The organism is Sphingomonas sp. SFZ2018-12 (genome assembly GCF_022496715.1).
Lineage (GTDB): Bacteria > Pseudomonadota > Alphaproteobacteria > Sphingomonadales > Sphingomonadaceae > Sphingomonas.
The window spans coordinates 33,237-57,500 of the sequence record NZ_WTFM01000005.1; the positions used below are offsets into that span (position 1 = coordinate 33,237).

General features: G+C 66.0%; 18 protein-coding genes, 2 tRNA genes and 2 rRNA genes (1 of these 22 cut by a window edge). 15 read left to right on the plus strand and 7 right to left on the minus strand.

Annotated elements, in window-relative coordinates; all coding sequences use genetic code 11:
- Positions 1 to 79 precede the first annotated feature (79 nt).
- From GO308_RS15500 to truB, 4 genes are all read right to left on the minus strand, one after another.
- On the minus strand, positions 80 to 1,102 hold the full coding sequence (locus tag GO308_RS15500) for a histidine kinase dimerization/phosphoacceptor domain -containing protein (protein WP_240886081.1): 1,023 nt from the start codon (positions 1,100 to 1,102) through the stop codon (positions 80 to 82).
- A 185-nt stretch (positions 1,103 to 1,287) separates the two neighbouring features.
- A complete protein-coding gene (gene pnp, locus GO308_RS15505) occupies positions 1,288 to 3,597 on the minus strand; it encodes a polyribonucleotide nucleotidyltransferase (protein ID WP_240886082.1) in 2,310 nt (769 codons plus the stop codon).
- Between the two features lie 178 nt (positions 3,598 to 3,775).
- Positions 3,776 to 4,045, minus strand: coding sequence for a 30S ribosomal protein S15 (gene rpsO / locus GO308_RS15510; RefSeq protein WP_066479010.1), 270 nt, complete (start codon positions 4,043 to 4,045; stop codon positions 3,776 to 3,778).
- A 15-nt stretch (positions 4,046 to 4,060) separates the two neighbouring features.
- Positions 4,061 to 5,062: a tRNA pseudouridine(55) synthase TruB gene (truB, locus tag GO308_RS15515; protein WP_240886083.1), complete on the minus strand. Its 1,002-nt coding sequence runs from the start codon at positions 5,060 to 5,062 to the stop codon at positions 4,061 to 4,063.
- 125 nt (positions 5,063 to 5,187) lie between these two features.
- Between truB and GO308_RS15520 the strand changes: the two genes are divergently transcribed.
- On the plus strand, positions 5,188 to 5,538 hold the full coding sequence (locus GO308_RS15520) for a hypothetical protein (RefSeq protein ID WP_240886084.1): 351 nt from the start codon (positions 5,188 to 5,190) through the stop codon (positions 5,536 to 5,538).
- Here the strand turns inward: GO308_RS15520 and GO308_RS15525 are convergent.
- Positions 5,532 to 7,322 (minus strand): SLC13 family permease, encoded by a 1,791-nt coding sequence (locus GO308_RS15525; protein WP_240886085.1) that lies wholly within the window; start codon positions 7,320 to 7,322, stop codon positions 5,532 to 5,534. The two genes, GO308_RS15520 and GO308_RS15525, sit on opposite strands and share 7 nt — an antisense overlap.
- Positions 7,323 to 7,495: 173 nt before the next feature.
- Here GO308_RS15525 and GO308_RS15530 point away from each other — a divergent pair, with 173 nt between their 5' ends.
- From GO308_RS15530 to GO308_RS15560, 7 genes are all read left to right on the plus strand, one after another.
- A complete protein-coding gene (locus GO308_RS15530; RefSeq protein WP_066479085.1) occupies positions 7,496 to 8,383 on the plus strand; it encodes a Ku protein in 888 nt (295 codons plus the stop codon).
- A 2-nt stretch (positions 8,384 to 8,385) separates the two neighbouring features.
- A complete protein-coding gene (gene ligD, locus GO308_RS15535; RefSeq protein WP_240886086.1) occupies positions 8,386 to 10,905 on the plus strand; it encodes a DNA ligase D in 2,520 nt (839 codons plus the stop codon).
- Between the two features lie 54 nt (positions 10,906 to 10,959).
- On the plus strand, positions 10,960 to 11,526 hold the full coding sequence (locus tag GO308_RS15540; protein ID WP_231727495.1) for a sigma-70 family RNA polymerase sigma factor: 567 nt from the start codon (positions 10,960 to 10,962) through the stop codon (positions 11,524 to 11,526).
- Positions 11,527 to 11,665: 139 nt separating this feature from the next.
- On the plus strand, positions 11,666 to 12,565 hold the full coding sequence (locus GO308_RS15545) for a FecR domain-containing protein (RefSeq protein WP_240886087.1): 900 nt from the start codon (positions 11,666 to 11,668) through the stop codon (positions 12,563 to 12,565).
- A gap of 152 nt (positions 12,566 to 12,717) precedes the next feature.
- Entirely contained in the window at positions 12,718 to 15,354 is a 2,637-nt protein-coding gene (locus tag GO308_RS15550) for a TonB-dependent receptor (protein WP_240886088.1), read from the plus strand.
- A gap of 22 nt (positions 15,355 to 15,376) precedes the next feature.
- The gene (gene treF, locus GO308_RS15555; RefSeq protein WP_240886089.1) at positions 15,377 to 16,948 is read left to right on the plus strand and encodes an alpha,alpha-trehalase TreF; all 1,572 of its coding nucleotides are present in this window, start codon (positions 15,377 to 15,379) and stop codon (positions 16,946 to 16,948) included.
- Positions 16,949 to 17,060: 112 nt separating this feature from the next.
- The gene (locus GO308_RS15560; RefSeq protein ID WP_240886090.1) at positions 17,061 to 17,606 is read left to right on the plus strand and encodes an NAD(P)H-dependent oxidoreductase; all 546 of its coding nucleotides are present in this window, start codon (positions 17,061 to 17,063) and stop codon (positions 17,604 to 17,606) included.
- A gap of 64 nt (positions 17,607 to 17,670) precedes the next feature.
- Here GO308_RS15560 and GO308_RS15565 read toward each other — a convergent pair whose 3' ends face one another.
- The gene (locus GO308_RS15565) at positions 17,671 to 17,970 is read right to left on the minus strand and encodes a hypothetical protein (RefSeq protein ID WP_066478994.1); all 300 of its coding nucleotides are present in this window, start codon (positions 17,968 to 17,970) and stop codon (positions 17,671 to 17,673) included.
- A gap of 76 nt (positions 17,971 to 18,046) precedes the next feature.
- On the opposite strand from GO308_RS15565, the gene GO308_RS15570 reads away from it, so the two are divergent.
- Together GO308_RS15570 and GO308_RS15575 are read left to right on the plus strand one after the other, a co-directional pair.
- On the plus strand, positions 18,047 to 18,475 hold the full coding sequence (locus GO308_RS15570; RefSeq protein ID WP_066478993.1) for a CBS domain-containing protein: 429 nt from the start codon (positions 18,047 to 18,049) through the stop codon (positions 18,473 to 18,475).
- A gap of 43 nt (positions 18,476 to 18,518) precedes the next feature.
- The gene (locus GO308_RS15575) at positions 18,519 to 19,520 is read left to right on the plus strand and encodes a hypothetical protein (RefSeq protein WP_240886091.1); all 1,002 of its coding nucleotides are present in this window, start codon (positions 18,519 to 18,521) and stop codon (positions 19,518 to 19,520) included.
- Here the strand turns inward: GO308_RS15575 and GO308_RS15580 are convergent.
- Entirely contained in the window at positions 19,445 to 20,932 is a 1,488-nt protein-coding gene (locus GO308_RS15580; protein ID WP_240886092.1) for a lipopolysaccharide biosynthesis protein, read from the minus strand. The genes GO308_RS15575 and GO308_RS15580 overlap by 76 nt on opposite strands.
- 453 nt (positions 20,933 to 21,385) lie before the next feature.
- On the opposite strand from GO308_RS15580, the gene GO308_RS15585 reads away from it, so the two are divergent.
- The 5 genes from GO308_RS15585 to GO308_RS15605 form a co-directional block, all read left to right on the plus strand.
- Positions 21,386 to 22,870 (plus strand): 16S ribosomal RNA (locus tag GO308_RS15585).
- Positions 22,871 to 23,043: 173 nt separating this feature from the next.
- A tRNA-Ile gene (locus tag GO308_RS15590) sits at positions 23,044 to 23,120 on the plus strand.
- A 16-nt stretch (positions 23,121 to 23,136) separates the two neighbouring features.
- A tRNA-Ala gene (locus tag GO308_RS15595) sits at positions 23,137 to 23,212 on the plus strand.
- 146 nt (positions 23,213 to 23,358) lie between these two features.
- On the plus strand, positions 23,359 to 23,562 hold the full coding sequence (locus tag GO308_RS15600) for a hypothetical protein (protein WP_231729680.1): 204 nt from the start codon (positions 23,359 to 23,361) through the stop codon (positions 23,560 to 23,562).
- Positions 23,554 to 24,264 (plus strand): 23S ribosomal RNA (locus GO308_RS15605); it runs 2,078 nt beyond the window's last position. Before GO308_RS15600 ends, GO308_RS15605 begins: the two co-directional genes overlap by 9 nt.
- Together the 16S and 23S rRNA genes with 2 tRNA genes alongside form the textbook arrangement of a ribosomal RNA operon.

The following is a 24,264-nucleotide window of genomic DNA, read 5'->3' on the forward strand; positions in this document are numbered from 1 at the left end:
AACAGAACCCCCGGCACCTTGCCGCGACGCGCCGTCCGGCCACGCACATCTTCTGATCGATGTCGCCCGGCCCGCCGGGTCAGGCGGGCAGCACCAGGCGCGCGATCGTGCCCGATCCGCGGAGCAGGGCGAACTGGCCGCTCAACTGGCCGGCGAGCATGCGCGCGATGCGCAGGCCCAGGCTGTCGCTGTCCTCAAGATCGAAGGTCTCGGGCAGGCCATGGCCGTCATCGCGGACCTCGACGCAGACGCGGCCCTCCGCGTCGCGCGTCAGTTCGACGTCGATGATGCCGGCGTCGCGCCCGGCAAAGCCGTGTTCGATCGCGTTGGACACCGATTCGGCGACGATCAGCGCCAGCGGAATCGCCGCGTCGGGGGCAAGCGGCTGGTCATGTTCGGCATTCACCCGCAAAACGATGTCACGCCGGCCGCTGGCCTCGATCACGTCGCGGCAGAGCTCCTCGAGGAAAGCGCGCATCCCCCGGGCATTCCCGTCCGGATTGTAGAGCTGACGGCTGATCCGTCCGATGACGGCGAGCCGGCGAGTCGCCTCGTCCAGCGCGGCGCGCGCCTGCGCATCGACGATGTGCCGCTTCTGAAGCATCAGCAGCCCGGCGGCGACCTGAAGGTTGTTGGACACGCGGTGCTGCAGTTCGCGGAACAGGAGTTCGCTGGTCTGGGCGAGCGAGCGGCTCACCTCGCGTTCGCGGGCTAGATTGGCGTTGGCGCGTTGCAGGAGATGGATGATCGTCAGCTCGGTCCCGACGACCAGCACGTAGAGGAGAAAGGCAAGCGCGGCACCGCGGTTGACGGTCCAGCCATTGTCGGGCGCAAGGAAGAACCACCAGGATGCCGCTCCGCACAGCAGCGCCGAAAGCCCGCCGAACCGCGCCCCGAACAAGGCCGCGGTGATGATCACTGCCGGAAAGAAGGTCAGGAACGGAAAGCCGCCCGGCAGCAGGGGGTCGAGCATGATGCGCAGCAGCAGCGCGGCCGCCGCCATCGCGAGCGTTGCCGCCAGCGCCAGCCAGGGCCGGTCGCGCGCGATGGGCAAGCGTTCGATCCAATGACGGCGCGGACCGTCGGTGCGGGAAGGCGTCATTGCCGTTCGGCCCTTTTCGTTCCGAAGCCGGAGTATCCAGGCCGTTTCGACAAGCGTAAGCTACGGCGATCATTGCGTAAATGCAATATCATTCAAAACCGATCTACCTCGCGGCCGAAATGAAAAGGGCCCGCCGAAGCGGGCCCGATCCAGCGCCGGTTGGCATCGCCGTGCGGCGATTCCGATCAGCTTTCGGTGATGAACGACGGCAGGCCGATCTCGTCGCCGCCCTCGTCCTTGGCCGCTTCGTCGCGGCGCGGCCGGTCACCGCGATCGCGGCGCGGGCCGCGATCGCGCCCGCCGCCGCCGTCGCGACGGCGATCGCCGCGATCGGGACGGTCCCCGCGCGGTTCACGCGGCTCGCGCGGTTCGCGGGCCGGGCGCGTGTCTTCCAGCTCGGCACCGGTTTCCTGATCGACGACGCGCATCGACAAGCGGACCTTGCCGCGCTGATCGATCTCCAGCACCTTGACCTTGACCTCCTGTCCTTCGGACAGGACGTCGGCGACCTTCTCGACGCGTTCGTTGCGGATTTCGGACACATGGACCAGGCCGTCACGGCCGCCCATGAAGTTCACGAAGGCGCCGAAATCGACGAGGTTCACGACCTTGCCCGAATAGACCTTGCCGACCTCGGGCTCCTCGACGATGCCGAGGATCCAGTTCTTCGCGGCCTCGATCTGGCTGACGTCGGACGAGCTGATCTTGATGACGCCCTCGTCGTCGATGTCGACCTTCGCACCGGTCGTCGCGACGATCTCGCGAATGACCTTGCCGCCCGTGCCGATGACGTCGCGGATCTTCGACTTGTCGATCGTGATCGTCTCGATGCGCGGGGCGTGCGCGGAGAGTTCCGAGCGGACCTCGCCGAGCGCCTTGCTCATCTCGTTCAGGATGTGCGCGCGGCCATCCTTGGCCTGCGCCAGCGCCTTTTCGAAGATCTCGCGGGTGATCCCGGCGATCTTGATGTCCATCTGCATCGTGGTGATGCCTTCGGACGTGCCGGCCACCTTGAAATCCATGTCGCCCAGATGGTCCTCGTCACCCAGGATGTCGGACAGGATCGCGAAATCCTTGCCCTCCAGGATCAGGCCCATCGCGATGCCGCTGACCGGGCGCTTGATCGGCACGCCGGCGTCCATCATGGCGAGCGACCCGCCGCAGACCGACGCCATCGACGACGAGCCGTTGGACTCGGTGATGTCGCTGGTCAGGCGGATGGTGTAGGGGAACTCCTCCTTGGTCGGCAGCACCGGGTGCAGCGCGCGCCAGGCGAGCTTGCCATGCCCGACTTCACGACGCCCCGGCGCACCGAAGCGGCCGACTTCACCGACCGAATAGGGCGGGAAGTTGTAGTGCAGCATGAAATGTTCGTAGCGCAGGCCGCCCAGGCCATCGATCATCTGCTCCGCATCCTTGGTGCCCAAGGTGCAGGTCGCGATCGTCTGGGTCTCGCCGCGGGTGAACAGGGCGGAGCCATGCGCACGCGGCAGGAAATGGGTTTCCGCGACGATCGGGCGGATCTGGGTCGTGGTGCGACCGTCGATGCGCTTGCCGGTCTTGAGGATGTCACCCCGGACGATTTCGGCTTCCAGCTTCTTGGTCAGCTTGATGCCGGCCATCACCGCCTGCGGATCAAGGCCGTCCTCGACGAACTGCGCCTTCGCTTTTGCACGCGCCTCGTTGAGCGCGTTCGAGCGCGCCGACTTGTCGGTCAGCTTGTACGCTGCGGCGATGTCCTTGCCGATCAGCTTCTTCAGCTTGTCCTTGATCGCGGCATTGTCGTCCGACGACGCCATTTCCCACGGATCCTTGGCGGCCTGTTCGGCCAGCTTGACGATCGCCTTGATGACTTCGCGGCAGGCGTCGTGCGCGAACAGCACGGCGCCGAGCATGACCTCTTCCGACAGCTCCTTGGCTTCGGATTCGACCATCATCACCGCGTCATAGGTCGCGGCGACGACCAGATCGAGCTCGCCTTCCGCGACCTGCTCGTCGGTCGGGTTCAGGATGTACTCGCCATTCAGGTAACCGATGCGCGCCGCGCCGATCGGGCCCATGAAGGGCACGCCCGAGATGGTGAGCGCGGCCGACGCGGCGACCATCGCCAGCACGTCGGGCTCGTTCTCGCCGTCATAGCTCAGCACCTGAGCGATGGCGTTGATCTCGTTGTAGAAGCCTTCGGGGAACAGCGGGCGGATCGGCCGGTCGATCAGGCGGGAGACCAGCGTCTCCTTTTCCGTCGCGCCGCGCTCACGCTTGAAGAAGCCGCCCGGAATGCGCCCGGCGGCCGAGTATTTTTCCTGATAATGGACGGTGAGCGGGAAGAAATCCTGCCCGTCCTTCACGCTCTTGGCGGCCGTGACGGCGCAGAGCACAACGGTTTCGCCGAGGGTCGCCATGATGGCGCCGTCGGCCTGACGGGCAACCTTGCCCGTTTCGAGGGTGAGGGTCTTGCCTCCCCACTCGATCGATACGGTTTTCTTGTCGAACATTTCGTTTCCTTCACTCCCGCTGCCCAATGCAACGGGGGCCTCTAGAGTGGGTCCGCCCATCGGACCCGTTTGGGGAGCCGTTCGTGGCTCGGTGAAGGGGCAACCGGATTGCGCCCCTTCGAACTTCCCGATTGGTTACCGGGAATAACAGAAGGGCGCCCGGAGGCGCCCTTCGAAACTACTTGCGAAGCCCGAGCTTCGCGATGAGGGCCGTATAGCGGCTCTCGTCCTTCTTGCGCAGATAGTCGAGCAGCGCGCGACGCTTGTTGACCAGCATCAGCAGGCCGCGGCGCGAGTGATTGTCCTTGGCGTGCGTCTTGAAATGCTCGGTCAGGTTCTGGATCCGTTCGGTCAGGATCGCGACCTGCACTTCGGGGCTGCCGGTGTCGCCGCTTTCGCGGCCATGTTCGGTGATCAGCGCTTCCTTGCGCTCTTGCGTAATCGACATCGTCGTCCTTTCACGTCAGAGGTTGAAGCCGCGCACGACCCGGACGATCCCGTCCGAAACCTCCACGAGCGCGACCGGAACCGTGTCCAGCTCGGCAAAGCAGAGGCCATCGTCAGCGGCGATCCCGACCAAGACCCGCCCCTGGCGGAGCAGCCCTGCCTGATCGGGGGTGAGGGGTAGAGCCGGGATGTCGTCCAGCCCCGCCCTCAACGGCAGGATCACGTCTTCAAGGGCGCGGGCATTAGCAGCATCGGCCAATTTGTCCAGCGAAATCGCGCCTTCCAGCCCGAACGGCCCCGCCCGCGTCCGCCGCAGCATCGTGACATGGCCCACCGTGCCGAGTGCCCGTGCAATGTCGCGGGCCAGGCTGCGGATATAGGTGCCTTTCGACACATGGGCGGTGAGGGTGATTTCTTCCAGATCCTCCCCGGCACGGGGAGGGGGACCAGCCGCAGGCTGGTGGAGGGGGGCAGCCGCAGGCGGATCATTTGGTCTCTGCCCCTCCGCTACGCCCTGCGGGCGCGGTCCCCCTCCCCGAGCCAGCTCGGGGAGGATTCGTAGCGCGTGCACCGTGATGCGGCGCGTCGCGAGCGTGACCGTCTCGCCGGCGCGGGCGAGGTCGTAGGCGCGTTCGCCGTCGACCTTCAGCGCGGAGTAGGCGGGCGGCACCTGGTCGATCGGGCCGGTGAAGTCGGGCAGCACCGCCAAAATCTCTGCCGATGTCGGGCGGCCTGGGCTCTCCGACACGACCTTGCCCTCCAGGTCGAGGGTGTCGGTCTCCGCCCCGAAGCGGATCGTGAAGTCATATGCCTTGTCGCTGTCGAGCATCCGCCCGGCGAGCTTGGTGGCTTCGCCGATCGCGATCGGCAGCACGCCGGTCGCCAGCGGGTCGAGCGTTCCGCCATGCCCGACCTTTGCCTTGCCCAGACCCGCGGTGCGCAGCGCGCGCTTGACCGCGCTGACGCCCTGTGTCGAGCCGAGGCCGAGCGGTTTGTCGAGGATGATCCAGCCGTGCATCGCGCCCCCCTAGGCCGTGTCGCGCCGCCGCGAAAGCCGCTGTGCCGCGCCGATGCCCGGTTCATCGGCGATACAGGCACAGGCAGCCATTTTCCGGAAACACAGGACGGGCAGGGGAGCGGGCCATGCGTGCCGTGATGATGCTGGCGATCGGGCTGCTGGCGGCGACGCCCGCTAGTGCGCAAATCTGGGACGGCGGCGGCGACGACGGGGATCGCGAACCCGCCCCGGTGGTCCCGAGCGTGCGGCCGCTGCTGGCCGAAGCGCGCAGCGACATTCGTGACGGCCGCCGCGCCGGCCAGCTCGACCGGCGCGAGGCGCGTGGCCTACGTCGCGAGGCGCGGGCGGTGGCCGGGCTGGAGGACCGATATCTCGCCAACGGATTGTCCGAGGCCGAGCGGGCGGAGCTGTCGGTCCGGGCGCAGGCGCTGCTCGGGCTGGTCAACGCCCGCCGTGCCTGGTCGCGCGGTCAGTAGAGCCCGTAGCGGAGGACGAGCAGCGCAGACAGCGTCACGATCATGATCGCGACCAGCGGCAGCCCGGTGCGGGTATAGTCGGAAAAGGTGTAGTCGCCCGCCGACATGATCAGCATGTTGGTCTGATAGGCGACCGGGGTCGCATAGCACAGGTTGCAGCCGAACAGCACCGCCAGCACCAGCGGCTCGACCGGAATGCCGAGCTGCTCGCCCAGGCTGAACGCGATCGGGGTTCCGACCGCAGCCGCGGTCGTGTTCGACGCGAAGTTGGTCAGCAGCGTCACGAACAGCATCACCGCCGCGAGCACGCCGGCAGCGGGCAGGAACTGGAGACCGAGGGCGATCAGCTGGCTCAGCCACGCGGCCGCCCCGCTTTCCAGGATGATCCGGCCGATCGCGATGCTGGCGGCGACCAGCACGATCACCTTGGCCGACAGCGCGCGGCCGATGCGGTCGAAGCGCACGCAGCCGGTGACCAGCATCGCGATCGCGCCGCCCAGCGCCGAAATTGCGATCGGGATCAGGCCGATGCTGGCGGGAACGACCGCTGCCGCCATGATGGCGAGCGCCAGCGGCGCCTTTGCCGTGCGCGGCAGCTCCTTGGCGCCGTCGAGCATCAGCGCGTTTTCACCGGCCGACATCTGCTGGATGTTGGGCAGCGCGCCCGCGACGAGCAGGATGTCGCCCTCCGCAAAGGCGCTGTCGCCGGCATCGCTGGTGTCCCAGCGGCCCTGCCACGGCCGGCGTGCGCGGTGCACGCCGAGGATCGCAAGATTATAGAGCTCGGCGACGTTGGCCGACACCACGCTCTTGCCGACCAGCGCCGAATCGCGGCTGATCGACAGTTCGGCGACGGTCAGGTCCTCACCGCTGCTGGCATAACCGCGTTTCAGCCGCTCCATCAGCCAGGCCGGTGCGGCGGTCGCGCCCAGCACGCGCATCGCCTCCTCGAGCATTGCGTGCGATCCGCGCACCCGCATCCGCCCGTCGGCATCGGGCAGGCTCAGAATCTCCAGCCCGGCGGGAAGCCGCTCGGCCAGCGCCTCGCGCGTGCGTTCGCGCGAGGCCGACGGATCGCCCAGCCGGAGGGTCGCGGTGAACGCACGCGGCTCGTGCCCGGCGGCGGTCGAGTGATCGGGCAGCAGGCGCGGCATCACCAGCCAGACAAACGGCAGCGCGACGACCGCAGCCATCATCACGATCGGGGTGAAGTGAAACACGGTCATGCGCGGCAGGCCGAGATCGCCCGCGATCGACACCACGAGCAGATTGGTCGACGTGCCGATCGTCGTCGACATGCCGCCGATCAGGACGGCGCTGTTGACCGGGATCAGCGTTTTCGACGCCGGCATGCCGCCATTGGCCGCGATCGACGCAATGATCGGCAACAGCAGGACGAGCACCGGGGTGTCGTTCACCACCATGCTCATGCCGAATGCGAGCGCCAGCGTGACCAGCAGGCCGATCCGGTGATTGAACTGCCACACCCGCGTCAGCAGGCGCGACACCGGTTCCAGCGCACCCGTCGTGACAAGGCCGCGCCCGAGCACCATCAGCGCACAGATGGTGACGAGCGCGTAATGCCCGAAGCCCTCGAAAGCGAGTTTCAGTCCGTCGGTCGGAACCTGCCCCGGGAGCGGCAGCAGATAGAGCCCCAGCGCGATTGCGCTGATCGTGAGCAGCGAGATGATCTCCACCCGCACCCGGCCCGAGATGAAGCCGTAGAACATCGCCGCAGTCAGCAGGATCGCGCCGATCGCGTGCGGCGGGGGTGCCGGGATCATCCGGCGCAAAGGGCAGCAAAGAGGGGCATCGCGATCCTGTCTAGCCGAGCGCCACTCAACGCGCCAATCCGCCGGGCGGGTGCGTCCGTCACGTCCGGGCCGAAGATCGGATGCCGGGCCGGAACAATCCCCGCCCCGCCGCGCTTTCCCAGCAAGGTCATTTGGAGCAGGTGATGGCGGCACGAGCCTATTGGCGGGGACAGATCCGGTTGGCGCTGGTTTCGATCCCGGTCGAAATCTATGCGGCGACCCGTTCGGGCGCGTCGGTCAGCTTTCGCCAGATCCACGAGCCGTCGGGCAAGCCGGTCAAATACGAGAAGGTGGTGCCGGGCGTCGGCCCGATCGACCGAGACGAGATCATCAAGGGCTATGAGGTGTCGCGTGGCAGCTATGTGCTGCTCGACGATGCCGAGATCGAGGCGGTGAAGCTCGACTCCAAACGCACCCTCGAGCTCGTCCAGTTCGTCGATGCCGATGCGATCGACGTTCTTTATTACGAGAAGCCCTATTATGTCGTCCCTGCCGACGACCTGGCGGAGGAAGCCTATGTCGTGCTGCGCGACGCGTTGCGCGCGACGCGCAAGGTCGGGGTGGGGCAGCTGGCGGTGCGTGGGCAGGAATATCTGGTCAGCCTGAAACCGTGCGGTCGCGGCATGATCCTCGAGACGCTGCGCTACGCCGACGAGGTCAATCGCGCGACGGGCTTTTTCGCGGACATCGGCAACGCGAAGCCCGACCCCGACCTGCTCGACCTCGCAACGTCGCTGATCGAGAAGAAGAGCGGGACGTTCGACGCCGCCGACTATCACAACCGTTATGTCGACGCGCTCCACCGGCTGATCGACAAGAAGGCCAAGGCCAAGGGCAAGAGGGTGCTGGAGGATGTCGATGAGCCCGCCGCGCCCGCGGGCAAGTCGAACGTCATCGACCTGATGGCCGCGCTCAAGGCGTCGGTGGACGGGGGCAAACCGGCCGCGCGCGCCTCCGGGGCCAAGCCATCCGCGAAGAAATCCGCCGCCAAGAAGCCCGCCGCCAAAGCCGCGGCGCGCAAGCGCGCCTGAACATGCCGGGGAGGACCGATCCGCTGGCCGAATATCGTCGGCGGCGTGATTTCAAGGCGACCGCCGAGCCTGCCGGCAAGGTTGGGAAGCCGGGTGGCAACCGTTTCATCGTCCAGAAGCATGATGCGACCCGGCTGCACTGGGACCTGCGGCTGGAGAAGGATGGCGTCCTCAAAAGCTGGGCGGTGACGGCAGGGCCCTCGCTCGATCCGGCCGACAAGCGGCTTGCGGTGCGGACCGAGGATCATCCGCTCAGCTATGCCGAGTTTGAGGGGGTCATCCCCAAACGCGAATATGGCGGCGGGACGGTGATGCTGTGGGACCGGGGGAGCTGGGCGCCTGTCGAGGGCAAGACGGCGGACGATCTCGACAAGGGTCACCTGCACTTCCGCCTCGACGGCGAGCGGATGAAGGGCGAGTGGCTGCTGGTCCGGATGCGCGGCAAGCCCGGCGAGAAGCGCGAGAACTGGCTGCTCCGCAAGATCGGCGATGACCATACGGGCGCGCGCGGCGACCTGATCGACCGGTGCCTGACCAGTGTCCTGACCGGGCGCTCGATGGCGGAAATTGCCGCCGATACGGGTGGCGAGCGCGCGCTCGCCGGCAAGTCGGGCGATGCCTTCGCTGCGGAGATGACCAAGGCCGCGCGGCACAATGCGCGTGCCGCAAAGGCCAGCCCGCGCGCGCGCCGCCCGGCGCGTCCGCCCGCGTTCCGCAAGCCCCAGCTCGCGACGCTTGTCGACGCGGTCCCCACCGGCAATGACTGGCTGCACGAGATCAAGTTCGACGGCTATCGCGCGCTGGTGGCTGCCGCCGGGTCGGCCGTACGCATCTATACCCGGAACGGCCTGGACTGGACCGACAAGTTCGCGCCGCTCGTCGCCGTGATCGCCGCGCTCGACCTGCCGCCGTGCCTGATCGATGGCGAGATCACCGCGCCGGGGCCTGACGGCAACCCAAGCTTTTCGGCGTTGCAGGCGATGCTCAAGCGGGGGCACGGCGAACAAGGTGCGCGCCACCGCCTCGACCTGCATGCCTTCGACCTGCTGGCGCTGGACGGTGCGGATCTGACCGCACTGCCCACCATCGCGCGCAAGGAGCGGCTTGCGGCGCTGCTCGGCGATGCGGCACCACTCGTCCATGTCGCCGACCATGTCATCGGCGCGGGCGAGCGACTGTTCGACGCGATGTGCGCGGCCGGGCAGGAAGGGATCATCGCCAAGCGGATCGACGCGCCGTACCGGTCGGCCCGCACGATGAACTGGGTCAAGATCAAATGCACCCGCCGCCAGGAATTCGTGATCGTCGGCTGGTCGCCCTCACGCGCCAAGGGGCGGCCGTTCGCGTCGCTGCTGCTCGCCCAGCGGGAGGACGATGCGCTGGTCTACAAGGGCAAGGTGGGGACCGGGTTCGATGCCGATGCGCAGGCCGATCTCGCCCGCAGGCTCAAACGTCTGGCGCGCAAGACCGCGCCGCTGGACGTGGCGGCCGCCGAGCAGCGCGGCGCGCAATGGGTCACGCCCGAGCTGGTCGCGGAGGTGGCGTTTGCCGAATTCACCGGCGAGGGGCGGGTGCGCCATGCCAGCTTCGTCGGTCTGCGCGGCGACCGCCCGGCCACAGAGGTCGGCCCGGAACGCGCGCGCGGGGCGCCCGCACCGGCGGCGGGCGTCCGCATTTCCAGTCGCGACCGGGTGATCTTTCCCGAAAGTGGCCAGACCAAGGGCGACCTCGCCAACTATTACGCGGCGGTCTCGCCGCTGATGCTCGCGCATCTCGCGCACCGGCCGGTCAGCTTGGTCCGCTGTCCACAGGGCCGCGCCAAGCAGTGCTTTTTCCAGAAGCATGACGGCGGCGGCATGGGCGACGCGGTCCATCATGTCGCGATCCGCGAGAAGGACGGCGGCAACGAGGACTATCTGTATGTCGAGGATGCGGCCGGCATCCTGCAGTGCGTGCAGATGGGGACGATCGAGTTTCACGGCTGGGGATCGCGCGTCGACGATGTCGAGGCGCCAGACCGGCTGGTGCTCGACCTCGATCCCGACGAGGAACTCGATTTTGCCGACGTGAAGCGCGCCGCCGCCGACCTGCGTCACCGGCTGGACGACCTCGGTCTCCAGAGCTTCGCGATGCTATCGGGCGGCAAGGGGGTGCATGTCGTCGTGCCGCTGACCCCGGGGCATGACTGGGTCGCGCACAAGGACTTTGCGCGACGTTTCGCGGAGGCGATGGCGCTGGCCGAACCCGACCGCTTCGTCGCGACGATGCGCAAGGCCAAGCGGCGCGGGCGCATCTTCATCGACTGGCTGCGCAATCAGCGCGGGGCGACTGCGGTGCTGCCCTATTCGGCGCGGGCGCGACCGGGCGCGCCCGTCGCGGTGCCGGTCGACTGGGGCGAGCTGGACGCGATCGCATCGTCCGCGCGATGGTCGATCGCCGATGCCGCGCAACTGGTCGAGCGCGCGGCGGCACCTTCGCTCAGGGGCTGGGGCCACGCCGCCCAGCAGCTGCCCGACCTGTAGCGCCGTCTGTGCGGCCCGCTTGCGCCCCGCCGGCCGATATGGTCACAAGGCGGGGTGAGCGATGGACGCAAGATCAATTCGCCGCCCGCCGGCGTGCACGTGCCGGCTTCGGCGGGGCCGGCCGAGCTCGACGCGCTCGTCGCGCGCTTTTCGGCACCGCTCGCTCGCTATTTCCGTCGCCGGGTGGAGGCGGAGGCCGACATCGCCGACCTCGTCCAGGACGTTTTCCTGCGCCTCGCGCGGATGCCCGACCTGCGCGCGATCGACGCGCCCGACCGTTTCCTGTTCGTGATCGCCGCCAACGTGCTGCGCGACCGGGCGCGGCGCGCGGCGGTGCGCGAGGTGTCGCGCCATGTCGAAATCGACGGAATCGAACTGGAAAGTGCGGATTTTTCGCCGCTGCGCGTCTTGGTGGGACGGGAAGGATTGATGCGCGTCCAGGCCGCGCTGCGCGAATTGCCGCAGCGTACCCGCGACGTCTTCGTCCTCAGGTTGTTCGAGGAATATCGCATGGCGGACGTGGCGTCGGCGTTGGGCATTTCGAAGCGCGCGGCGGAAAAGCACTACGCACGCGCGCTGCGCCACCTTCAGGCGCAGCTCGAGGACTGGCGCCATCACTGATCCTGCGCCCCCCGACATCGAACTGGCGGCAGCGCGCTGGCGGGCGCGGCTGGGCGACGCGGCGCGACCGGCGCTGGTCGCCCGTTTCAATCGCTGGCGTGCGGAGTCGCCGGCGAATGCCAACGCCTATGACCGTGCGGTGCGCGCCGAGCAGTGGGCGCGCGACTATGCCGCAACGCCCGAGCTGCGCGCGCTGCGCGACGAGACGCTGGCGCGGGTCGGACGCGCGCGCGAGGTGTCGCCGGGCGCCCGGCACCGCTGGCGGCCAATCGTGCCGATCGCCGCTTCGCTGGTCATTGCAATCGGCCTGGCCAGCTGGGCGGGGGGCAGGTTCGAAGCCCCGGGCGGGATGCAGCCGGATCGCGAAGGTCGCAGCATCGCCGCGGCCGCCGGCAGCGCCTATTCGACAGGCGTCGGCCAGCGCGCCAACCTGACGCTCGGCGACGGGACGCGGGTGATGCTGAACACGCGGAGCGCATTGCGCGTCGCCTATACTTCCGGGGTGCGGCGCGTCGAATTGGTGCGTGGCCAGGCCTGGTTCGACGTCGCCAAGAACCCGGCGCGCCCCTTCGTCGTCGCTGCCGCCGGACGCGAGATTACCGCGCTGGGCACCGCGTTCGACGTGCGGATCGATCGCGGCAGGCTGGAAGTCATGCTGATCGAGGGCAGGGTGCGCGTCGATCAGCCGGGTGCGGCGCACAACCGCAACGTCGCGCCAAGCGTCGCGCTTGCGCCGAGCCAGCTGCTGGTTGCCACCCCCGACCGCGTCGATGTCAGCCGCATCGCCGATCCGGCACCGATCGAAAGCTGGCGCAGCGGGCTGCTGGTCTTCCGCGACCAGCCGCTCGGCGAGGCGGTGGCCGAGTTCAACCGCTATGCCGCGCGCCCGTTGCGCATCGTCGACGACGCGACGGCAACGGTGCGGATCAGCGGCGCGTTCAGGGCGGAGGACACACGCGCGTTCATTGGGGCGCTGGAAGCTGGTTTCGGCGTGGAGGCGCGGTCGCGCGACGACGCGATCTGGCTGACGCGCCGCTGAACGACTAAATTTTCCCCCGTCCGGTTCGGCTTTCGCGCCCGATTGCGTCTTGTCCTAGTGAGCCCTGCACAGACGGGCCGCCATCAGAGAGGACCCAGATGCGTCAGTCACATCGCTTAAGCCGCCTTGCCCTGCGCCTTCTTGCCGGTGCCATGCTCGTCCCCGTCGTGCCGGTCGCAGCCGCCCATGCCGCCCCGCCGCCGCTTCAGCTGTCGATCCGCGCCGACAGCCTGGGCGATGCGCTGACCGAGTTCGCGCGCCAGAGCAACCAGCAGATCCTGTTCGCGCCCGAGATCGTTGCGGGCAAGCGGGCGCGTGCGCTGCGCGGGAACTATACCGCCGAACAGGCGCTCGACCGGTTGCTCAAGGGCACCGGGCTGCGTCATCGCGTGGCACCTGGCGGCGCATTTCTGATCGTGCGCGACGACGCGACGGCGGCACTGGCGACGCCGCAGGATGTCGCCGCCGCCGGCAGCGACCCGGCGCAGGCCGAAGATGACGCGCCGGCCGAGGATATCGTCGTCATCGGCACCGCCGGGGCGGGCACGCGGCGCCAGGATGCGGCGTTTGCGGTAACGACGCTGAGCAACGATGCGATCGACCAGATTTCGCCCGCGTCCACCGCCGACCTGTTCCGCGCGATTCCCGGCGTGTCGGCCGAAAGCTCGGGCGGTCAGAACGGTGCCAACATCTTCGTGCGCGGCTATCCCTCGGGCGGTGACGCCCAGTTCGTGACGCTGCAGACCCAGGGTGTGCCGTTCTTTCCGCCGTCGACGCTGTCGTTCCTGGAAAACAGCCAGCTGATCCGCATCGACGAGACGTTGCAGCGCGTCGAAGCCGTGCGCGGCGGCACCGGTGCGCTGTTTTCCGCCGGGCAGCCGGGCCTGACGGTCAACTTCGTCCAGAAACAGGCGGGCTCCGAGCTCGAGGGTCTGGTCAAGCTGGGCGTGACCGATTTCGGTGAAGGACGGATCGACGCGGTGGTTTCGGGTCCGATCGGGCCGAATACCGGGTTCATGATCGGCGGCTATTACGCCCAGTCCGACGGCATTCGCGATGCCGAGTTCACGGCGGAAAAGGGCGGGCAGATCACCGCCAACCTGTCGCACGAGTTCGACCGCGGTTCGCTGCTCGTATTCGGCCGCTACCTGGACGATCGCGGCCAGTGGCTGCTGCCGATCCCGGTGATCCAGGACGGCAACAATATCCGCAGCTTTCCGGGCTTTGATGCGGGCACCGGCACCTTTGCCAGCCCGCAGACCCGCCGCGCGATCCTGCCCGACGGCACGCCGGCCGACCTGGCCGACGGACGCGGCGCGCGGATCGGCAATGTCGGGATCAATTTCGATTACGAGCTCGCCAACGGCCTGACCGTGCGCGATCGCGCGAGCTATCTGACCGGCAGTGCCGACACGACCGGTTTCGTACCCGGCGGGGCGACGCCCCAGACCGCCGCCGCCTATGCCGCCGGGCTGGGCGGAACGGTGGCCAGCCTGAACTTCGCCGATGGCAATCGCGCAGGCGTGGGTGCCGACCAGCTGGTCATCCCGATCGGGTTCTGGACGGTGCGCAAGGACATCGACGCGTTCGTCAACGACCTGGCGCTCGAGTTCAAGTCGGGCGGCAACACGCTGACCGGCGGGTTCTACTACACGCGTTACGAATCGAACGATCTGTGGAATCTGGGCAACGCCCAGCTGCTTACGGCCGAGCCGAATGCGCGGCGGCTGGACCTCGTCATCAACAATGGCGGCGTGCTGCAGCAGGCGACGCGCAACGGCTTTGCCGGCGGCTCGTTCTTCAATGTCAACGCCAGCTATGAGGGCGAGGACATCGCCTTCTACCTGGTCGACGAGTTGCAGGTGACCGATCAGCTGCGCATCGATGCCGGCATCCGGTATCAGAATCACACGGTCGATGGGCGGGTGGAGAATAATTCGACCATCGCCGATGTCGACGGCAACCCGAACACGCTGTTCGACCGCAACATCGCCGTGCTCAACGGCACGTTCAACACGATCGACTATGAAGGCGACGAATGGTCGTGGACGTTGGGTGCCAATTACGAGTTCAGCCGCCAGTTCGGCGCGTTCGCCCGCTACAGCCGCGGGCACACCTTTCCGCAGTTCGACAATCTGCGCGACGGGCTGGACATCACCCAGCGCGTCGACAGCTATGAAATCGGGCTCAAGGCGTCGACCGACCTGCTCAACCTCTATGTCACGCTGTTCCGCAACGAGTTCGAGGGGCTGGCGTCGACCCAGATCATCGTCGGCCAGCCGCCGCTGACCCAGATCGGCGGCGCGGAAACCAACGGCGTCGAGCTGGAAGGTGCGCTGCGCCCGTTCGAGGGGCTGCAGATCACCGGGTCGCTGACCTATCTCGACGCGAGCTATGTCGACTTCTTCAGCGCGAACGGGACGATCGACAACACCGGCAATCGTGTGCAGCGCCAGCCCGAGTGGCAATGGCGGGTGACGCCGTCCTACAAGACGCCGATCGGCGACCGGATGGAGGGGACCGTCTTCACGACGATCGGCTACACCGGCGACCGGTTTTCCGACGTCGAGAACCTTCAGGTGCTGCCCAACTTCGTCAAATGGGATGCAGGCGTGACGCTCAAGGTCGATGATCGCTGGACCTTCCAGCTCTATGGCGACAATCTGACCGACGAGATCGGGCTGACCGAAGGCAATCCGCGCGTGATCGGATCGCAGGGGTCGGGTGCCATCCTGGCGCGGCCGATCCTGGGCCGGTCGTTCCGCTTCACGGCCGCCTATCAGTTCTGACCGGAAGACGAAGGGGCGCGACATGGCTCTGACGAACACATGGCGCGCCCTGGCGGCGGCGGGGCTGCTGCTGCTGAGCGCCGCGGCCGACCCGCCCCGGAGCCCGGCGGAGCTGTACGGCCCGCTATTCGAGGCGGTGCAGCGCGAGCGGGTGTTCGACGACGGCAAGACCTTCGTCGACGCCACCGCGCGCGCGACGCCGCAGGCGATCCTGGAGGCGTATGCCCGCGAGCGGCCCCGCACGCGCGCCGAGTTGAAGGCATTCGTCGCGCGGCATTTCATCCTGCCCGATGCACCCGCGGAGACCCGCGCGGACGACCTCGTCGCACATATCAGGGGGCTGTGGCCGCAGCTGACCCGACCACCGCTCGACCCGCCGGCGGGGTCTTCGGCACTGGCGCTCCCCGCGCCCTATGTGGTGCCGGGCGGACGATTCCGCGAAATCTATTACTGGGACAGCTATTTCACGATGCTGGGGCTGAGGGTCGATGGCCGCGGCGACCTGATCGAGGGGATGCTGGCCGACTTCGTCAGCCTGGTCGATCGCTATGGGCATATCCCCAATGGCACGCGGACCTATTATCTCAGCCGATCGCAGCCGCCTTTCTTCGCGCTGATGGTCGGGCTGTCCGACAGCGACTCACCCGCGCTCGCCAGGGCGCGGCTGGCGGCGCTGCGGGCCGAGCATGCCTATTGGATGCGTGGTGCCGCCTGCGCGCAACGGCAGGGCGCGTGCGAGCGGGTGGTGCGGATGCCCGACGGCACGCTGCTTAACCGCTATTGGGACGACAAGTCGATCCCTCGCGACGAAAGCTGGGCCGAGGATGTGGCGACCGCGCGCGAGAGCAACCGCGACGCGGCGCTCATGTACCGTCACCTGCGCGCGGGCGCGGAAAGCGGATGGGACTATTCGTCGCGCTGGCTGAGCGATCCCACGCGGCTGGCGACGATTCGTACCACCGACATCGTGCCGGTCGACCTGAACAGCCTGATGTGGACGCTGGAGGATGCGATCGCGACGCGGTGTCGCGCCGGCGGGGATCGCGCATGCGCACGCGACTTTGCAACGCGCGCTGAGCGGCGGCGGGCGGCGATCTCGCGCTATTTGTGGAACAGCGCGGAAGGACGCTTTGGCGACTGGGATCGCGAGACGCGGCAGGTGACGCCCGTCCTGTCCGCCGCCACGCTCTATCCGCTGTTTGCGGGCATCGCCAGCAAGGACCAGGCAGCGGCGGTGGCGGCGACGGTGCGCGCCAAGCTGCTGGCCCCCGGCGGACTGCGCACCACGCTCACCCGTACCGGCCAGCAATGGGATGCGCCCAATGGCTGGGCCCCGCTGCAATGGATCGCGGTCGACGGTCTCGTGCGTTACGGCGAGGACGAACTGGCGCGCGAGATCGCGACGCGGTGGATCGGCAATGTCGAACGCGCCTGGCGCGAGACCGGCAAGATGCTGGAGAAATACGATGTCGAGGAGCGCCGCCCCGGCGGCGGCGGCGAATATCCCCTCCAGGACGGGTTCGGCTGGACCAACGGAGTCACCCGCGCGCTGATCGCGCGCTATGGGGAGGGAGGCGGTGTGGCGGGGGAATAGTTGATCGGATGCGCGCGAGCATCAACGATGGCGGCTTCGAAATCGAGCGATTGCACGCCAACCCCACCTACAGCCTGTTGACGCGTTTCGGCAATCGCGGTCGAATGCCCCGATGGCTGCTGGCGACGAGCGCACAAGGCGCATCACACTGATCTCCGGCTCTGCGCGGACGGATGGGCATACCGGGGCGCTCGTCGCGTACCTGAGCGGCAAGTTGGGCGCGCGGGCACAGCATGTCGACCTGTCCACGCTGACGGTCGCACCCTTTGATTATGCGCGTCACGACGACCGCGATGATTTCCGCAGCGTCGTCACGATGATGCTCGAAAGCCAGGACATCGTCTTCGCCACCCCCGTTTACTGGTACGCGATGAGCGCGCCCCTGAAGGCATTTTTCGACCGCCTTACCGATCTGCTTCTTGATCCGGTCGACCGCACGTCGGGTCGCGCCCTCGCCGGGCGCAGCGTCTGGCTTCTCGCCACCGGGGCTGATCGAAGCATGCCTCCGGGTTTCGAGGTGCCGTTCAAACGGACCGCCCGCTATTTCCGAATGGTGTGGCGGCAGTCCTTCTATGTTGAGTGGATCAACGGGGCGCCGCTTCCGCCTGCGGGCCGGGCCGAGATGGACAAGCTCGCCAATCTAATCATCGCCCTATGATTCGGCAGGCGGGATCCGTTGCCGGCTTGTCGTCACGGAAGCTTCGCGGAACCGCGTGGGTAACTCAGTCCACGTCCACCTCACCGCGCAGCGGGTCCTCGACCTGTTCGTCATGGCCGGTGCCGGAGCTCAGGAAGACCAGCCCCATCAGCGCGACGGCGATCAGCATGGTGAGGAATACGCCCAGAAAGGTGGCGATACCCATGTGGATCGGCATCGCGCCCGTCCAGCGCCACAGCACCCAGACGGCGAGCACGCCGCACGCGGCCGAGAACAGTCCCATCCAGCCGAGCAGCCGGCGATAGCGGCCCCAGGCCTGGGCGGCGTAGTCCGGGTCGTCGAGGCCTTGGCGAGGTGGTGTCATCCCTTTCCAATGGGGGCGAATCATGGAATGCTCAACCTCCGGCGCACGAAATGATGCGGTAGCGAGGAGGGACGCGATGACGATAGCGGCAATCCTGAAGGGCAAGGGGACCGAGGTGATCTCGGTCGGTTGCGACGAGCGGGTCGCGGCTGCCGTCGCGCTGATCGCGGGCAAGCGGATCGGCGCGGTGCCGGTGATGAAGGACGGCAAGGTCGTCGGCATCTTTTCCGAGCGCGACGTGATTTATGCGCTCAACCAGGAGGGTGCGGCCGCGCTCGATCGTCCGGTGCGCGACCTGATGACCGCGCCGCCGATCACGGTCACGTCAGGCGACGCGGTGCTGGCCGCGCTGTCGTTGATGTCGAAGCGGCGGATCCGCCACTTGCCGGTGGTGGACGACGGCACGCTGGTGGGTTTCGTGTCGATCGGCGACTTGGTGAAGTTCCGGATCGAACGCATCGAGGCCGAGGCGGCGGCCATGCGCGACTATATCCAGTCGGCCTGAACGCGCACCTTCCCTTAAAGATTCGGGCGTAGGACATCCGGCCATGCCGACGCTCGCCGAACACGCCAATTTCTATGCCAAGCAATGGTGGCACCGACGCATCGCGCGCGCGGTGCTCGATACCCCGCCGATCGTGCCGGCTGACGATGGCGTCATCCTTTTCGCCATGGCCGGGACGGCGGTGCTCTACCCCTATCTCGTGTCGGTCAAGTCGCTGCACCAAGGGCTCGGCGGCATCGGGCGCGTCGTCATTCTGGACGACGGCACCTTCACCGCCAGCGATCGCGCGGTGCTGCGCCATCATCTGGGTGACCCCCGGATCATTCCGATCAGCGCGGTCGATGTCGGGCCGTGTCCGGTCGGGGGCACGTGGGAACGGCTGCTGACCCTGCTCGACCTGCGCCGCGACGCCTATGTGATCCAGGCCGATTCGGACACGGTGACGCTGGGCGACCTGCCCGAAGTTCGGGCCGCCGTCGTCGCCGGGCGCAGCTTTACGCTACGCGGCGAGGCGGAGGCGGAACTGGCGGACGCCGTCGCCTTTGCCGCGACGCGCGCGCCGGTCGACCTGAGCGCGCCGGACCTGCATGTCCAGGAGGCGGCCGAATCGGTGCTGGGCAGGATTGCCGTGCCGGGCATCGCGCGGCTGCGCTACGCGCGCGGCTGCGCCGGCTTTGCGGGCTTTGCGCGGTCGGGCGAGGGGCGTGCGCCCGCCGAAGCCTTCTCGGTCGCGGTCGAGCGCGAGATCGGGCGCGCGCGCTGGGAACGCTGGGGCAGCGAGCAGGTGACGTCCAATTTCGTCGTCGCCAACCAGTCCGATCCGCTGCTGCTCCCCTATCACCGCTATTTCAATTTCTGGGACGAGGGCGTGCCGACGGATGCGCGCTTTGCCCATTTCATCGGTACGTGCCGGTTCAACGGCATGGCCTATATCGACGCGACGCGCGCGGCGATTGCGCGGCTGCGCGATCAGCCCGTGCGGCGGACCAGCGCCATCAGCTCGACCACGGTTGAACGCGCGAACACCGCCAGCCAGCCGGCATAGCTCGCCGCGCCGAGCGCGATGAGCAGGGGCAGGCGGAACGCGGCCGGCGCAGCGAGGGCCGAATCCGCCAGCGTGACGATCAGCGCCATCGCGCACGCCGCGATCACCGCGGGGGCGGCCGCACGAACGACTTTCATCCCCGTCACCCCCAGCACCGGCAACGTTCGCCGCGCACAGATCAACAGCAGCAACGGATAGGCGACCAGCCACGACGCGGCGATGCCCGTCACCCCCCATTGCGCGCCGACCAGGAAAGCGATCGGGACGATCACCGCGCCGATCGCGCTGTTGCCCGCGGCGATGCCGGGGCGCCCGATCGCGTCGCTCGCCGGTTGCAGCAGCATCTGGACCGTCATCGCCGGCATGGCCAGCGCGATCAGCTGGACGAGCGCCGCCGCGCCCAGCCATTTGGGACCGAGCACGAGCGCGACGACGGGCTCGGCGGTCACTGCCAGCCCGAAATAGAAGGGCATGGCGACGATCATGATCAGACGGACCGACCGCACCAGCGCGCGCCCCGGCGCCAGCGGATCCGACTTGATCCGGGCATAGGCCGAAAAGCTGATCTCGTTCAGCGCGGGCAGGAACTTGTTGTTGAACAGCTGGGCCAGGAACAGGCCGGTGGTGTAGAACCCGACCGCTTCGGGCGCGAAGAGCCGCCCGGCGATCAGCACGTCGGCCTGGAACTGGAGGAAGCCGAGCAACTGGCTGGCGGCGACCAGCCCGCCGAAGCGCGCCATGGCACCTGCGCCGCGGAAATCGAAACTCGGCATGACCAGCGTGCGGGTGGCGATCGTCATCCCGACCGCGCGCGTGCCGAACAGGACGAGCGGGGCGTAGACGAGCGTCCACACCCCCCAGCCCAGGCTCGCCCCGCCGATCGCGGCGAGCGCGCCGAGCGCAGCGGAGGCCAGATTGACCTTGGACTGCGCATCGAAACGCATCTGTCGGGCGAGCAGGGCATAGCCGAACGCGCTGAACGGCGTGGTCAGATAGAGCAGCGCCTGGACATGCAGCAGGTCGGCGACGACCGGCTGGCGGTAATAGGCGGCGGCAACGGGGGCGAGCAGGAGCTGAACGAGCGCAAGCGAGAGGTTGAGCAGCACGAGCATGCCCATCAGCTGGCGCAAGTCGCGCCGCGTCACCTCCGCTTTCTGGATGACGGCATTGGCGAGGCCATAGCCGTTGAGCATGTTGAGCAGGAACAACACCACCTGCGTCATCGCGAACAGGCCGTAATCGGCCGGGTCGAGCAGACGAATCACGACGAAGGTGGACAGCCACGCGATCGCCTGGCCCAGGATTTGGGTGCCGGTGCGCCAGAATACCGCGCTTCGCACTTGCGCATGCAGCGATTCTGCGGGGCGAGTCGCCAGCGATTCGGGTGAATTGGTCACCGCGGCGTCGTGCACGCGCGCGGCTTTAGATCGCGTAAACCCCGTGTTTTCCGGGCTCTGAGAAAAAAGTGACACAAAATTGCAAAAGGGCGTTGACGGCCTCCAACACCCCCCATATATGCCCCTTCACCGACGCGGTGCTCCTCACCGGAACGCTTCGTCAGTCACCAAAAACCAGGCGCACGGGTCGCCCCGAGAAAAAGGGGTAAGACAGGGCGTCGGTCTTTTGCGCTCTTTGACATTGTTAGTTTAGATGAAGGGACATGTGGGCGGCGGCCCCGGGTCTGGCATTCAAGGTGTCAGTAACTCGGTAAAAGCCAAGCCGTTCCATGGACTTGGGTTTGCTTCGGCGGCCCGGTTCAAACATGTCCTTACACGTTTCCATACGTGAAATGATTTGTGCAGGAACGGCTCCTTGAAATGAGCGCGTCCGACGGGGACTATTCCTCCTCGCTGGATGTGAACATCAAACTTGAGAGTTTGATCCTGGCTCAGAACGAACGCTGGCGGCATGCCTAACACATGCAAGTCGAACGAAGGCTTCGGCCTTAGTGGCGCACGGGTGCGTAACGCGTGGGAATCTGCCCTTGGGTTTGGAATAACAGCGAGAAATTGCTGCTAATACCAAATAATGTCGCAAGACCAAAGATTTATCGCCCAAGGATGAGCCCGCGTAGGATTAGCTAGTTGGTGAGGTAAAAGCTCACCAAGGCGACGATCCTTAGCTGGTCTGAGAGGATGATCAGCCACACTGGGACTGAGACACGGCCCAGACTCCTACGGGAGGCAGCAGTGGGGAATATTGGACAATGGGCGAAAGCCTGATCCAGCAATGCCGCGTGAGTGATGAAGGCCTTAGGGTTGTAAAGCTCTTTTACCCGAGATGATAATGACAGTATCGGGAGAATAAGCTCCGGCTAACTCCGTGCCAGCAGCCGCGGTAATACGGAGGGAGCTAGCGTTGTTCGGAATTACTGGGCGTAAAGCGCACGTAGGCGGCTTTGTAAGTTAGAGGTGAAAGCCTGGAGCTCAACTCCAGAATTGCCTTTAAGACTGCATCGCTTGAATCCAGGAGAGGTGAGTGGAATTCCGAGTGTAGAGGTGAAATTCGTAGATATTCGGAAGAACACCAGTGGCGAAGGCGGCTCACTGGACTGGTATTGACGCTGAGGTGCGAAAGCGTGGGGAGCAAACAGGATTAGATACCCTGGTAGTCCACGCCGTAAACGATGATAACTAGCTGTCCGGGCTCTTAGAGCTTGGGTGGCGCAGCTAACGCATTAAGTTATCCGCCTGGGGAGTACGGTCGCAAGATTAAAACTCAAAGGAATTGACGGGGGCCTGCACAAGCGGTGGAGCATGTGGTTTAATTCGAAGCAACGCGCAGAACCTTACCAGCGTTTGACATGTCCGGACGATTCCCAGAGATGGGTCTCTTCCCTTCGGGGACTGGAACACAGGTGCTGCATGGCTGTCGTCAGCTCGTGTCGTGAGATGTTGGGTTAAGTCCCGCAACGAGCGCAACCCTCGCCTTTAGTTACCATCATTTAGTTGGGTACTCTAAAGGAACCGCCGGTGATAAGCCGGAGGAAGGTGGGGATGACGTCAAGTCCTCATGGCCCTTACGCGCTGGGCTACACACGTGCTACAATGGTAACTACAGTGGGCAGCAATCCCGCGAGGGTGAGCTAATCTCCAAAAGTTATCTCAGTTCGGATTGTTCTCTGCAACTCGAGAGCATGAAGGCGGAATCGCTAGTAATCGCGGATCAGCATGCCGCGGTGAATACGTTCCCAGGCCTTGTACACACCGCCCGTCACACCATGGGAGTTGGATTCACCCGAAGGTGGTGCGCTAACCGCAAGGAGGCAGCCAACCACGGTGGGTTCAGCGACTGGGGTGAAGTCGTAACAAGGTAGCCGTAGGGGAACCTGCGGCTGGATCACCTCCTTTCTAAGGATCATGGCGGAAAGCGTCCGGTGCTTGTCACTCGGAAAGAGCTTCCTCCTGTCCAAAGAACATTGCCGCCGTCCTCATGTCCCTTCATCACTGGATACCAGCCAATCGGCTGGTTGCCTGAGCTGGCTTTCGCGCCCTGCGGCCTTATCGGCCAGCAATTGGCGAGGGGGCCGGTAGCTCAGGTGGTTAGAGCGCACGCCTGATAAGCGTGAGGTCGTAGGTTCAACTCCTACTCGGCCCACCATCGCCAGGTACCAAACGGGGCCTTAGCTCAGTTGGGAGAGCGCTAGCTTTGCAAGCTTGAGGTCGTCGGTTCGATCCCGACAGGCTCCACCACCTTCTCGGCTATCCAGGGATGAAGCAACGGGTTTGCTGCGCAGCATTGTGCGGCAACGCGGCGATTTGCGCCGCACTTCTTTGACATTGTGAATGGGTTTTTCAAATCGATGCCGCGACGGCGTCGTGTTCGATCCTCGGATCGGGTGCGCGTCGACGCAAAATCGGGTTTCATCGGGGTTCGCCCTGATGGAAACTCAATAAAGGCTGAGATTTTTACATCCACATCGGGATGTCCTGACGATCTGATCGTCGGGATGATCCAGCCGATGGCGGCGCGTGCCGAGTGGTGTTCGGATTTCGATCCGGCGCCCAGCGTTGTCGTTGGTGGTGTGGACTCTCAAGCGTGAGGTAAGGGCAATTGGTGGATGCCTTGGCATGTACAGGCGATGAAGGACGTGGCACGCTGCGATAAGCGTCGGTGAGGTGTGAGCAACCTTTGACCCGACGATTTCCGAATGGGGAAACCCACCTTCACCAATTAATTCAGCCGGTGAGCGATCACGGGCCGGGTTAATTGGGGCAAGGTATCACTTAAGCGAATACATAGCTTTGGTGAAGCGAACCCGGCGAACTGAAACATCTCAGTACCCGGAGGAAAAGACATCAACCGAGATTCCGTTAGTAGTGGCGAGCGAACGCGGACCAGGCCAGTGCCTTCAATTCAAGTAGCAGAACACTTTGGAAAGAGTGGCCTTAGCGGGTGACAGCCCCGTATGCGAAACTGATGTTGAAGGACTCGAGTAGGGCGGGACACGTGAAATCCTGTCTGAACATGGGGGGACCACCCTCCAAGCCTAAATACTCGTACATGACCGATAGCGAACTAGTACCGTGAGGGAAAGGTGAAAAGCACCCCGATGAGGGGAGTGAAACAGTACCTGAAACCGGTTGCCTACAAGCAGTGGGAGCATCCTTGAGATGTGACCGCGTACCTCTTGCATAATGGGTCTGTGACTTAATGTATCAAGCAAGCTTAAGCCGATAGGTGTAGGCGCAGCGAAAGCGAGTCTGAATAGGGCGACTGAGTTTGATGCATTAGACCCGAAACC

Coding starts and splice junctions, on each gene's coding strand:
- GO308_RS15570 (WP_066478993.1), top strand. CDS start 18,047: ATGACGATAGCGGCAATCCTGAAGGGCAAGGGGACCGAGGTGATCTCG.
- GO308_RS15500 (WP_240886081.1), bottom strand. CDS start 1,102: ATGACGCCTTCCCGCACCGACGGTCCGCGCCGTCATTGGATCGAACGC.
- GO308_RS15575 (WP_240886091.1), top strand. CDS start 18,519: ATGCCGACGCTCGCCGAACACGCCAATTTCTATGCCAAGCAATGGTGG.
- pnp (WP_240886082.1), bottom strand. CDS start 3,597: ATGTTCGACAAGAAAACCGTATCGATCGAGTGGGGAGGCAAGACCCTC.
- rpsO (WP_066479010.1), bottom strand. CDS start 4,045: ATGTCGATTACGCAAGAGCGCAAGGAAGCGCTGATCACCGAACATGGC.
- GO308_RS15520 (WP_240886084.1), top strand. CDS start 5,188: ATGCGTGCCGTGATGATGCTGGCGATCGGGCTGCTGGCGGCGACGCCC.
- truB (WP_240886083.1), bottom strand. CDS start 5,062: ATGCACGGCTGGATCATCCTCGACAAACCGCTCGGCCTCGGCTCGACA.
- GO308_RS15525 (WP_240886085.1), bottom strand. CDS start 7,322: ATGATCCCGGCACCCCCGCCGCACGCGATCGGCGCGATCCTGCTGACT.
- ligD (WP_240886086.1), top strand. CDS start 8,386: ATGCCGGGGAGGACCGATCCGCTGGCCGAATATCGTCGGCGGCGTGAT.
- GO308_RS15550 (WP_240886088.1), top strand. CDS start 12,718: ATGCTCGTCCCCGTCGTGCCGGTCGCAGCCGCCCATGCCGCCCCGCCG.
- GO308_RS15530 (WP_066479085.1), top strand. CDS start 7,496: ATGGCGGCACGAGCCTATTGGCGGGGACAGATCCGGTTGGCGCTGGTT.
- GO308_RS15565 (WP_066478994.1), bottom strand. CDS start 17,970: ATGACACCACCTCGCCAAGGCCTCGACGACCCGGACTACGCCGCCCAG.
- treF (WP_240886089.1), top strand. CDS start 15,377: ATGGCTCTGACGAACACATGGCGCGCCCTGGCGGCGGCGGGGCTGCTG.
- GO308_RS15560 (WP_240886090.1), top strand. CDS start 17,061: ATGGCTGCTGGCGACGAGCGCACAAGGCGCATCACACTGATCTCCGGC.